We start from the raw sequence: 11,165 nt of genomic DNA, 5'->3' as shown, positions 1-11,165 counted from the left end.
CCTGGAGCGCTACATCGCCGACGTCGAGCGAAGAGCCGGCTACCAGCAGGTTTACTCACCCGTGCTCGGCAAGCGCGAGTTGTATGAGATCTCAGGCCACTGGTCGAAGTACAGCGACGACATGTACCCGCCGATGGACATCGGCGGCGAGCAGGTCGTACTACGCCCCAGCCTGTGCCCGCACCACGCCCTGATCTACCGGTCTCGGGCCCACAGCTATCGCGAGCTGCCCCTGCGAATCTCCGAGCTCGGCGGCATGTACCGGTCCGAACTGTCCGGCGTCCTCGGCGGGCTCACCAGGGTCCGGGCGATCCAGCTCAATGACGGGCACATTTTCTGCAGCCTCGACCAGGTCGCCAGCGAGGTGCGCGATGCACTCGAGCTGATCAACCAGGCCTATCGCGACATGGGCATCAAGGCCGCCCGGTACGTGTTGTCGCTGCCGTCCGAAGACGCTCAGATCGGTTCCCCGGACAGCAAGTACGTCGGGGATCCGGACAGTTGGGCACAGGCCGCCGGTCTGCTGAAGGACGCGCTCGACAGCGCCGGAATCGTCTATGAGGAGGCGCCCGGCGAGGCGGCCTTCTACGGCCCGAAGATCGACATCCAGATCGAGGACGCGGCCGGCCGGGAGTCCAGCCTGTCTACCGTCCAGGTCGACTTCCACCAGCCCGCGGCTTTCAACCTGGAGTACATCGGTGCCGACGGCAACAAGCACCGCCCGGTGATGGTGCACCGCTCGATCGTCGGCAGCATCGAACGAGCCGTCGCCCACCTGATCGAGGTCCACGGCGGCGCATTCCCGGCCTGGCTCGCCCCGGTCCAGCTGGTTGTACTCCCCATCTCGGACGCCGAGGAGAAGGTCGCAGCCGAGGTAGTCAGGCGCGCAGTTGATCGGGGGATCCGGGTCGAGTTGGCGCACGCGGACGAAGGCAGCCTCGGCGCCCGCATCCGGGAGAACCGCCTGGCCCCGTTCCAGGCCGTCATCGGTGCCCGGGAAGCCGCCGCTGGTCTGCTCGCGATCCGTCATCGAGACGGCCAGCAGGTCGAGCCGGCTCCGATCGGCGAGGCGCTGGACGAGATCCGGGGCGCTGTGGATCCGTGGGTCCGGACCGCCAGCCCATCACAATCTCCGTCGCAGCCCCAGGCTGAGCGTGCGGATTCGAACCGAGGCGCATTGTGATGGCGTGCGCGTCCGGCTCAGCGGGATTGGAGCTGGCCGATCAGGTGGACGACGGAACGGTCGTCGCTGTGGAGGGAGAAGTCGACCGTGGAACCGGTTGACTGGTAGCCGAACTGAACGCGGGAAGGCAGGAGCAGCGGTTTGCGGAAGTCGACGCGCACGGTGAAGGCATCGGGCAGCCCCGATCCACGCTGGATCGAGGCGAGGCAGGCTGCCTTGGCCCACATGCCGTGCGCGATCTGCCGCGGGAAACCGAAGGCCTGCGCGGTCAGCTTGAACAGATGGATCGGATTGCGGTCGCCCGACGCAGCGGCGTACCGGCGGCCGAGGTTCCCGTGCAGGTCCCACCAGGCGGTGGGCTCGAGCTCGGGATCTGGCAGCAGATCGGCGTGCGCGGAGGGCGTCCCGGAGGACCGGCTCAGCAGGCTGGTGGAGTCGGTCCACACCACCTCTCCGTCGACGCTCACCGAGCTGAGCACCTCGAACACCGTGCCCTTGGGATGCGGCCGTTCGGCGCCGCTGTGCACGCTGATCGCGAGCTCGGCGTGCAGCGGGATCGGCTTCAGCTGGGTGATCGTGTTCGACAGGTGCACGATGCCCATCGGCCTGTGCGGGAACGACGGATCGGACATCAGGTCCAGGTGCAACGGGAACGCCAGCACATGCGGATACGTCACCGGTAGCGCCGGGCCCGGGCTGAACCCGGTGACTTCCCGGTACGCCGTGAGGTGGTCGTGGTCGATCGCAGCCTGGGGGAGTTCGAGGGTCAGCCCGTCGGAGTCCGGCTCATACTCCGTTCTCCGCAACGTCGCCTTGACCGTTTTGGCATAGAGCGACCCGAACCGCGGCGAATCGTCGTACCGGCGGGTCGGCATCTCAGGCGCCGAGCATGCTCTGGCCGCAGACCCGGACCACGTTGCCGGTGATCCCCGCAGAAGCTGGATCGGCGAACCAGGCGATCGTCTCGGCGACGTCGACCGGTTGCCCACCCTGCTGCAGCGAGTTGACCCGGCGCCCGACCTCGCGGATCGCGAACGGCACCCTCGCGGTCATCTCGGTCTCGATGAAGCCAGGCGCGACCGCGTTGATCCGGATCTGCCGGTCGGTGATCCGCGGCGCGAGCGCCTGCACCAGCCCGATCACGCCGGCCTTGGAGGTCGCGTAGTTCGTCTGGCCGTTGTTCCCGGCGATCCCCGCGATCGAGGCGACGCCGATCACCGAGCCGCCGTCATGCAGGGCGCCGGATTCCAGCAGGTGTGTGGTGATCCGCTCGGGCGCGCGGAGGTTGACGTCGAGCACCGCGTCCCACGTGTCGGTCCGCATGTTCGCGAGTCGCTTGTCGCGGGTGATGCCCGCGTTGTGCACGACCACGTCGAGGCCGCCGTGATGTTCCTCGGCATGGGCCGCGATCCGCTGCGGGGCGTCGATCGCGGTCACGTCCAGCAGCAACTCGCTGCCGCCGATAGCGGACATCACCTTCCGCAGGTCGTTCGCGTTCTGCGGCACGTCGACACCCATCACGGTGGCACCGTCCCGGGCGAGCGTCTGGGCGATCGCCGCACCGATACCGCGGGCGGCGCCGGTGACCACCGCGACCTTGCCCGCGAGCGGCGCCGCGGGGTCGTTGCCGACGACCGGTCCGGCACCGACGCGGACCACCTGACCATCGACGTACGCCGACTTCGGCGACAAGAAGAACCGCAGGGTCGAGTCGAGCTGGTCGTGCGCGTCGGGGGCGACGTAGACCAGGTTGACCGTGGCGCCGCGCTTCACCTCTTTGCCGAGCGACCGGGTGAAACCTTCGAGGGCGCGCTGGGCGATGTGCTGCTCGGGGCTCGGGGAGAGCTCGGGTGTCCGGCCGACCACGATCACGCGTCCCGCAGTACCGAGTTGCCTGATGACGGGGGAGAAGAATCGCTGGAGCGACGTGAGGTCCGCTGTGGAGGTTGCTCCGGTCGCGTCGAACACCAGTGCCTTCGGACGGAGCTCGCTCGACGCGACGCCTTCGGCCGCAGTACTGAAGGAGGCTCCGACGTCGCGCAGCAGGGCCTGGATCGCCTTGCCCGCCTCGGTTTCGCCGATCGCGCCGAAGACGACCTGGCCGTCGATCACCCGCGAACCCTCGGTCCAGCGCTGCAGCGGGGTCGGATCGGGCAGGCCCAGGTTCTTCACCAGGGTCCGGCCCAGCGGCGTCCGGGTGAACGTCTGGTACCGATCCGTCATTTGGTGCTCCCCTCGAGGATGGCCACGACGCCCTGACCGCCGGCGGCGCAGATCGAGATCAGGCCGCGTCCACCGCCGTTCTCATGCAGCTGCTTGGCGAGGCCGGCGACGATCCGCCCGCCGGTCGCGGCGAACGGGTGTCCGGCGGCCAGCGAGCTGCCGTTCACGTTCAGCTTGTCGCGGTCGATCTCGCCCAGTGGCGCATCCAGGCCGAGTCGTTCCTTGCAGAAGATCGGATCCTCCCACGCCTTCAGGGTCGCCAGCACCTGGGACGCGAACGCCTCGTGGATCTCGTAGTAGTCGAAGTCCTGCAGGGTCAGACCAGCGCGCGCCAGCATCCGCGGTACGGCGTACGCGGGAGCCATCAGCAGGCCCTCGGCACCTTTCACATAGTCCACTGCGGCCGTCTGCGAGTGGGTCAGATAGGCGAGCGGTTTGAGGCCGTGCTCGGCAGCCCACTCGTCGGTCGACAGCAGGACAGTGGACGCGCCGTCGGTCAGGGGAGTGGAGTTGCCGGCCGTCATCGTCGCGGTCTCGCCCTTGCCGAAGACCGGCTTCAACTTGGCGAGCTTCTCGATCGTGGTGTCGGGCCGGAGGTTCTGGTCCTTCTCGAGTCCCAGGTACGGCGTGATCAGGTCCTGCTGGAAGCCTCGGTCGTACGCCGCGGCCAGGTTCATGTGGGACCGGTAGGCGAGCTCGTCTTGTGCTTCGCGGGTGATGCCCCACTCGAGTGCGGTGAGGGCTGCGTGCTCGCCCATCGACTTGCGCGTACGGGGCTCCGCGTTGCGCGGGATCTCCGGTACGACGTCCCTCGGCCGGAGCCGGGTGAGGACCTGGAGCCGTTGTTGCACGGACTTCGCCCGGTTGAGGTCGAGGAGGATGTTCCGCAGTTCGTCGTTCACCGCGATCGGCGCGTCGGACGCGGTGTCGACCCCGCCGGCGATCCCGGCCTCGATCTGCCCGAGCGCGATCTTGTTGCCGACGAGGATGGCCGCCTCGAGTCCGGTGCCACAGGCCTGCTGGATGTCGTACGCCGGGGTGGTGGGCGCGAGCTTCGACCCGAGCACCACCTCTCTCACCATGTTCCAGTCGCGCGCGTGCTTCAGTACTGCGCCGGCCACGACTTCGCCGAGCTCCTGACCGCCCAGGCCGGTGCGGTCGACCAGGCCGTTCAGGGCGGCGGTCAGCATGTCGGAGTTGGACGCATGCCGGTACGTCTTGTCCTGCCGGGCAAACGGAATTCGGTTGCCGGCGACAACAGCCACCTTGCGGGTCTCGGTCACGGTTTCTCTCCTGCTGTTCGTGAGCTACGTGAAGTGGAGGTCCGGGCGGCGGTCGTACGAGCGGAAGTCTTGTCTTGCGGGGCGGACTTGGTCGGCTGGGCGGTCTTGGCCGGCACGGTGGACTTGGCGGGTTTGGAGGAGCCAGCCGGTTTGGGGGAGACGCTGGCTTGGCGGGCGCGAGCCGGCTTGGGGGCGCCGATCGCTTTGGCGGCGCCGGCGGGTTTGGGGGAGCCGTTCGGTTTTGGTGAGCTGCCTACCACAGCGCGGGCGGTGAGGGCGTTCAGGCCGACCGCGGTCGCCAGGGTGGCGGTGATCGCGGTTGAGCGGACCGTGGCGATGTCAGCCTGGTGCACCACCGGGTGAGTCGGCCGCGCCGGGTTTGCATCGCCTATCTCGCGCGACACGATCAGGCCCATCCGCGCCATGTGCATCGCACCCAGGGTCTGCGTGTACAGATGATTGGCCAGGTAGTCGGTGTCCGCCTCGGCAAACACACCAGTGCGCTGCCCAGCCTTCAAGATCGTGGAGATCCGGTCGAGCGCGCTCGCCATCGCCGCACCGAGCTTGAGCATCACCGGCTCGGTGATCTCGCCGAACAACTCGGCGCCGGTCCGCCGCAACAGGCTCATCGCGCAATCCGCGAAGGCCGGATACTCCAGGCAGAAGTCGACGAACACTTCACTTAGCGCCCGCAGTCGGTTCATCGGAGCCCGTCGTGGGCTGTCCACCTTCTGGAGCCGTTCGTCGAGCTCACCGAGGTAGTCGACCAGCGTGAGCGCGAACAGCTCTTCCTTACCGGCGAAATGCCGGTAGATCAGCGCTTTGTTGATGCCGACCCGCTTGGCGATGTCGTCGATCTGGGCGTCGATCGTGCCGCGCTCGTCGAACAGTTCGCGGGTGGCGGCGATGATGTCCCGCTCCCGGTCGCGCCGGCGCTCCGCCGTGGTCCGGCGGCGTCCGATCGCGAGCAGCGCGGAGCTCATGGACCGATCTTAGTCACATCGGTACCACCTGGTGCAAACGATAGTTACACTCGTGGGTAACATCACTTCTGAACGTCTCCACCCCCTGCAGTTCGTCCGGAGGAATCGATGACCATGACCGAGTCAACGGCTGACGCCGGATCACCAGGCGACTCGCCCGCCACCGACGCACGCAGTACCGGCGTCCGTGGTTCGGCACCCCTGTCGGCCGACGTGATGGGGCTGGCCGGCGAACTCGCCGCCGAGCGCTCGAAGCCGGAGTGGCAGACCTTCAACCTCAACCTGAACGAGGAGCAGCGCGAGATCCGGGACTGGGCGCACGAATTCGCCGCCTCGGTGATCCGGCCGGCCGCCTCGGAGTGGGACGAGCGCGAGGAGACCCCGTGGCCGGTGATCCAGGAGGCCGCCAAGATCGGGCTCTACGGGATGGACGCGAGCGTCAACCTGTTCATCGACCCGTCCGGCCTGTTGATGCCGCTGGTGCAGGAAGAGCTGTTCTGGGGCGACGCGGGCATCGGGATGTCCCTGATCGGCACCGGGCTGGCGAGCTCCGCGATCTTCTCCAACGGAACCCCCGAGCAGTGGGGCCAGTGGCTGCCACGCTGCTACGGATCTGCTGACGACGTACAGGTCGCCGCGTTCTGCTCGTCCGAGCCAGGTGCTGGGTCTGACGTATCCGCGATCCGCACGAAGGCGACGTACGACGAGAAGACGGACGAATGGGTCATCAACGGGCAGAAGGCCTGGGCGACCAATGGCGGGATCGCGGATGTCCATGTCGTCGTGGCCACGGTCGACCCGTCTCTGGGTAGCCGCGGGCAGGCCGCGTTCGTCGTACCGAAGTCCGAGGTCAAGGGGCTCGTGCCGGGGAAGAAGCTGAAGAAGCACGGGCTGCGGGCGTCGCACACCGCGGACGTGTTCTTCGACGACGTCCGGATCCCGGGCGCGAACGTGCTGGGCGGCAAGGAGAAGCTGGACGCCCGGCTGGCGAAGGCCCGCGAGAAGACCGGCGAGAAGGCCCGCGGTAACGCGTCGATGGCGACCTTTGAGATCACTCGCCACATCGTCGGTTCCCAGGCGATCGGGATCGCGCGCGCGGCGTACGAGTTCGCACTGGACTACGCGAAGGGCCGCGAGCAGTTCGGCCGCCCGATCATCGACAACCAGGGCATCGCCTTCAAACTCGCCGACATGGCAATGGAGATCGACGCCGCCAGGCTGCTCGTCTGGCGCGCAGCCTTCATGTCCGCGGCGCTGATGCGCGGCCAGCAGCCCGACTACCGCAACGGCGAAGGCTCGATGGCCAAACTCAAGGCCAGCGAGGTCGCGGTGAAGGCCACTGAAGAAGCCATCCAAATCCTGGGCGGCAACGGCTACACCCGCGAGTACCCAGTAGAACGCATGCACCGAGACTCAAAGATCTACACCATCTTCGAGGGCACCAGCGAAATCCAGCGCCTTGTCATCTCCAGAGCCATCTCCGGTATGCGCATCCGCTGACGTTCCCGCAGGTCAGAGGCTGATTCCAGGCTCTCCGCTATCCATGCCGTCGTGCGGCTCCCACAAGCCAGCGGGGGAGCGTACGGCGGCCTGCTCCGTCACTGCCCCGTGAGATTTTAGAGAGAAGATTCTGGACAGTCTGTTGTCCACGGCCTTGCGCGCCCGCTCGTGCGAGGAGGGCAACATGTGGGTGTAGAGCCGGAGGGTGGAGCCTGGGTCTCCGTGCCCGAGGTACTCCGCAAGCTCCTTGATGTTGACGCCGTCAGCCAGGGTGATGCTCGCGTAGTAGTGCCGCAGCGCGTGCATCCCGTTCGCTCGACTTGAGACGTAGTGCCTCCGCCCCCGGGCGTCCCTCATCGGTTCACGGATGACTCCGGCGTGGAATAGAGCCGGCTTCCAGACCATTTCGTCGTACGTCCGAGCCCGGATGTGCTTGTCATCAGTCCAACGAAAGAGAAGCTTGACGGTGTGCGGTGCGCCGTCGACCTTCTCCCACGGCAGCGTGTACGGCCGCGGCCCGACAGCTTCGATGTGCTCTTTCAGGAGCAGGGCAGCCCCATCCGACATCGGAACCGTCCGCTCGGTGTCGTTCTTCGGCAGCGCGAACACGAACTCTCCCCCGAGCTTCTTCAGCTGCCGCCGCACGCGAATGACCATCTCGTCAAAGTCGACATCCTCTTCCGCGAGCCCGAAGATCTCACCCTGCCGCAGCCCGCACGCCGCACCGACGGACGCAATTGCCCTGTACTGCGGGGGATGCCCCTCGGCGATCCGCAGTACGACGTCATCGCCCCAAGCGACGTTCAACTAGGGCGCTCCTCTGCCCCTTCGGGAGTCTCGTCTTCGTCGAGACCGGCGTCTTCGACGCGGACCAGGCCCGGGCGATCCTCACCGCCGGCGCCGCCAAGGGCCTCGGCCTCCGCGTCCACGCCAACCAGCTCGGCCCCGGCCCGGGTGTCCAGTTGGCCTGCGAGCTCGGTGCCGCGGCCGCCGACCACTGCACCCACCTCGCCGACGCCGACATCGACGCCCTCGCCTCATCCGGGGTCGTGGCCGGTCTGCTGCCGGCGGTCGAGTTCTCCACCCGCTCGCCCTACCCGGACGCTCGCCGCCTGCTCGACGCCGGCGCCACCGTCTCGCTGGCCAGCGACTGCAACCCGGGCTCCTGCTACTCCTCGTCGATGCCGCTCTGCATCGCCCTGGCCGTCCGCGAAATGCACATGAGCCCGGCCGAAGCCCTCTGGTCAGCCACCGCAGGCGGCGCCGCCTCGCTCCGCCGCGACGACATCGGCCGCGTGACCGTAGGCGCTCGCGCCGACCTGGCCGTCCTCGACGCCCCCTCCTATCTCCACCTGGCCTACCGCCCCGGCGTACCCCTCATCACCCAAACCTGGCTAGCCGGCCGCCCCCTCTGATGACCACTACGCTCTGCACCCGCCGCGAGCCCTTCAGTCCCGCGATCTTCCCATTTCTCATCAATGAGTAATGGGGTTTTTCCATAGCGTGATGAAGTCCATAACAAATGGTACGTGGTTGCATTTTTTCGCTTCTTTTTCGGTTGACAGAGAGCGACTTGGGCTACGGTTTGCCGCAAGCAGAGAGTCACAATCCGGGGGGCCGGCATGCCGAAACGTTTCGCGACCGCATTTTTCGTTCTCACTACTGCGGTCGTGATGGTGCTAGGCCTCACCGCCTCGCCCGCGCGGGCAGCCGAGGGTGATCCTGCGTCCTCCGTTGGGGCGACGTGGTCCTGCACCAGCAGCCCGTGCCCGTGGGGCCCGTCGGACACCAGCAACACGGCGGTCTGGCCGGCCGCGGCCGAGCCGGTCCGGGCCCGCTACGGCTATACCGTCTCCCACGACGTGTACGCCCCGGCGCCCAAGGTGGCGGGCTGGAAGATCACCGTCACGTCCGGCAGCGCCACGGTTTACGCGGGCCCGGCCGACGACTCGCACTCGTCGCTGGCCAATCTGCAGACCGGCGACAGCTACACCCTGCCCAGCACGCTGAGTAACAGCAGCCTCGTCAGCGTGCAGGACGGTGGGTCGTTCGAGTACACGATCACCCCCGGCACCCCGACCGACCCGCCGCCGCCGGCCTCCGGTGACGGCTCGGTGCTGGCCACCTGGAACTGCACCAGCAGCCCCTGCCCGTCGGGCCAGAGCTACACCAGCAACGCGGGCGTCTGGCCGGCCGCGGCCCAGCCGGTCCGGGCCCGCTACGGCTACACCGTCTCCGCCGACGTCTACGCTCCGGTGTCCAAGGTGGCCGGCTGGAAGATCACCGTCACCTCCGGCAGCGCCACGGTTTACGCGGGCCCGGCCGACGACTCGCACTCGTCGCTGGCCGCGCTGTCGGCCGGCGAGAGCTACACCGTGTCCAGCACGCTCAGCAACAGCAGCATCGTGAGCGTGCAGGGCGATGGCGCGTTCCGGGTCACCTTCGCTCCGGGCGAGCCGACCACGCCGCCGCCGGCGTCCGGCGACGGTTCGGTGCTGGCCATCTGGAACTGCACCGGCACGCCCTGCCCGTCGGGTGCGAGCTACACCAGCAACGCGGCGGTCTGGCCCGCGACGGCCGAGCCCACCCGGGCCCGCTACGGCTACACCGTCTCCCACGACGTGTACGCCCCGGCGGCGAAGGTGGCCGGCTGGAAGATCACCGTCACCTCCGGCAGCGCCGCTGTGTACGCGGGCCCGGTCTGGGACTCGCACTCGTCGCTGGCCGCGCTGTCGGCCGGCGAGAGCTACACCGTGTCGAGCACCCTGAGCAGCAGCAGCATCGTCAGCGTGCAGGGCGGCTCTGCGTTCGAGTACACGTTCACCCCGGGTGGGCCGGTCACGCCCCCGCCGGCCGGCGACGGCGAGTCGGCCCGGGTGACCTGGACCTGCACCAGCAGCCCGTGCCCGTGGGGTCCGTCGGACAGCGGGTACGCCGCCGTCTGGCCGGCCGAGGCCGACCCCAGCCGGGCCCGCTACGGCTACACCGCCTCGCACGACGTCTACGCGCCGGCCCCGCAGTTGGCGAATTGGAAGATCACCGTCACGTCGGGCAGCGCCACCGTGTTCTCCGGCCCGGTCGGGGACTCGCACGCGTCGCTGGCCAACCTGTCGGCCGGCCAGAGCTACACCGTGCCGACCACTCTGAGCGGCAGCAGCATCGTCAGCGTGCAGAGCGGTTCGCCGTTCGAGTACGCCTTCGTGCCCGGCCCGCCGGTCCCGCCGACGCCGCCCGCCTGTACCGACCCCACCACCTGCGACCCGGTCTCCTGGGTCAACGCCCGCTGGCGCTACGCCGGCACCGGCGAGAACCCCGGTGACTGGTACGGCGGCGTGATCGCCTGGCCGGTCGGCACGGCCTACCAGGGCAACGGCCGCTCCGGCGACAACGCGCGCACCGTCTACTCGGAGTCGGGCGTTCCGCTCTACCCGTACATGGGTGCCTGGGCCGACGGGTGCACCGTCCGCGTGGTCACCGGCCGGGTCCTGATCATCGAGTGGGAGCGCGGTACGGACGAGTGGCGGGAGACCCGCGTGAACGCCGGCCAGGCGTACACCATCTCGCTCAGTGGCTCCGAGGACGGCGCCATGATCGAGACGGACAACGACGTCGAGCCCTTCACGGTCTCGGTGAGCAACTGCACCCCGCGGCCGCTCTCGGAGTCGAACAACCGCCTCCCGGTGGCGAACGCCGGTGCGCCGCAGTCGGTCGTGGCTGGTACGACCGTGACCCTGAACGGGTCCGGCACCGACGCCGACGGCGACGACCTCACCTACGCGTGGACCCAGACCGGTGGACCGGCGGTGACGCTGTCCAGTACGACGGCGGCGAAGCCGACCTTCACCGCCCCGTCCTCGGCGTCCACGCTGACCTTCAGCCTGGTGGTGCGGGACGGCCGGGCCAACAGCGCGGCGGCGACCACCACGGTGACCACCACCCCGGTCAATCAGGTGCCGGTGGCGAACGCCGGTACGGCGCAGACGGTCAACACGG

The 11,165-nt window shown here is 68.4% G+C and carries 8 protein-coding genes and 1 pseudogene; 4 read left to right on the top strand and 5 right to left on the bottom strand.

The genetic code is table 11. From position 1 onward, the window contains the following. The coding region (locus VFG33_RS26105) for an aminoacyl--tRNA ligase-related protein (RefSeq protein ID WP_325055599.1) at window positions 1-1,183 on the top strand (1,183 nt) is incomplete at its 5' end. A gap of 17 nt (window positions 1,184-1,200) precedes the next feature. Here the strand turns inward: VFG33_RS26105 and VFG33_RS26100 are convergent. From VFG33_RS26100 to VFG33_RS26085, 4 genes are read right to left on the bottom strand one after another with little or no spacing between them, the layout of a single operon-like run. Then, entirely contained in the window at window positions 1,201-2,058 is an 858-nt protein-coding gene (locus tag VFG33_RS26100) for a MaoC family dehydratase (RefSeq protein ID WP_325055598.1), read from the bottom strand. A 1-nt stretch (window position 2,059) separates the two neighbouring features. Beyond that, the gene (locus VFG33_RS26095) at window positions 2,060-3,406 is read right to left on the bottom strand and encodes a 3-oxoacyl-ACP reductase (protein WP_325055597.1); all 1,347 of its coding nucleotides are present in this window, start codon (window positions 3,404-3,406) and stop codon (window positions 2,060-2,062) included. Beyond that, window positions 3,403-4,689 carry an acetyl-CoA C-acetyltransferase gene (locus VFG33_RS26090; protein WP_325055596.1) on the bottom strand — a complete coding sequence of 429 codons (1,287 nt, stop codon included), beginning with the start codon at window positions 4,687-4,689 and terminating at the stop codon, window positions 3,403-3,405. The genes VFG33_RS26095 and VFG33_RS26090 overlap by 4 nt, the downstream gene beginning before the upstream one ends. Further along, window positions 4,686-5,672 (bottom strand): TetR/AcrR family transcriptional regulator, encoded by a 987-nt coding sequence (locus VFG33_RS26085; protein ID WP_325055595.1) that lies wholly within the window; start codon window positions 5,670-5,672, stop codon window positions 4,686-4,688. Before VFG33_RS26085 ends, VFG33_RS26090 begins: the two co-directional genes overlap by 4 nt. Window positions 5,673-5,786: 114 nt before the next feature. Between VFG33_RS26085 and VFG33_RS26080 the strand changes: the two genes are divergently transcribed. Then, on the top strand, window positions 5,787-7,172 hold the full coding sequence (locus VFG33_RS26080; protein ID WP_325055594.1) for an acyl-CoA dehydrogenase family protein: 1,386 nt from the start codon (window positions 5,787-5,789) through the stop codon (window positions 7,170-7,172). A gap of 12 nt (window positions 7,173-7,184) precedes the next feature. On the opposite strand, the gene VFG33_RS26075 is transcribed toward VFG33_RS26080, so the two are convergent. After that, window positions 7,185-7,979 carry a tyrosine-type recombinase/integrase gene (locus tag VFG33_RS26075; RefSeq protein WP_325055593.1) on the bottom strand — a complete coding sequence of 265 codons (795 nt, stop codon included), beginning with the start codon at window positions 7,977-7,979 and terminating at the stop codon, window positions 7,185-7,187. Window positions 7,980-8,011: 32 nt separating this feature from the next. Here VFG33_RS26075 and VFG33_RS26070 point away from each other — a divergent pair. Next, window positions 8,012-8,587 (top strand): annotated as a pseudogene (locus tag VFG33_RS26070) (amidohydrolase family protein); the annotation flags it as partial. Window positions 8,588-8,794: 207 nt separating this feature from the next. Beyond that, window positions 8,795-11,165, top strand: a 2,371-nt coding sequence (locus VFG33_RS26065) for a PKD domain-containing protein (protein ID WP_325055592.1), incomplete at its 3' end; no start/stop codon positions are given.

Source organism: Kribbella sp. (genome assembly GCF_035687465.1).
GTDB lineage: Bacteria > Actinomycetota > Actinomycetes > Propionibacteriales > Kribbellaceae > Kribbella.
This window is presented reverse-complemented; position numbering and strand designations above follow the sequence as displayed.